General features: G+C 64.3%; 2 protein-coding genes. Both read right to left on the bottom strand.

All coding sequences use genetic code 11. The features are described from left to right. On the bottom strand, nt 1-209 hold a 209-nt coding region (locus J5M58_RS26995; protein ID WP_207880486.1), incomplete at its 3' end, for a hypothetical protein. Next, on the bottom strand, nt 203-445 hold a 243-nt coding region (locus J5M58_RS26990; RefSeq protein ID WP_207880484.1), incomplete at its 5' end, for a hypothetical protein. The genes J5M58_RS26990 and J5M58_RS26995, both read right to left, overlap by 7 nt.

Here is a 445-nt window from a genome sequence, read left to right as displayed (position 1 = left end):
ATACTCGTTTTTTTCGATAGATGCGCACCGCCGGCGAATGCAGGCGGGCCTGCCGGCGGCCATCGGAAAGGCGGACGCAAGCGCGGCGTCAGCCACCGGCGAACGGAACGGGCATTTTCGTTCGCGCCGTCTTTTCCGATTCGCGCATCGAAGCGGACATTCGATTCGACACGTTCAATAACGCGCGCGATTAAGACGATTTTCAGCATAGTTTGTGCAAACGCCGGCGCACGCCATATATTGAAGAATCCGAAACCCGCTCGTGGCCGCGTATTCGCCGGATGACCGGGGCGCGGGCCGCCAGGAACGGCCGTTGCTCGCCCGTTCGATTCGAGGCCGCCCGCCCGGGACGGCCGAACGCCACCGCGGCGCGCGTGAGCCTCGCGCATTCCCGCCGCCCGTCAAGGAGCCCCCGATGCGGATATTCGATGCGATCGTCCTGCTG

It is taken from the genome of Pseudomonas sp. 32_A (genome assembly GCF_017490905.1).
GTDB classification, from domain to species: domain Bacteria; phylum Pseudomonadota; class Gammaproteobacteria; order Pseudomonadales; family Pseudomonadaceae; genus Aquipseudomonas; species Aquipseudomonas inefficax.
The sequence above is the reverse complement of the archived record's forward strand: the minus strand, read 5'-3'. Positions and strand labels throughout refer to the sequence as shown.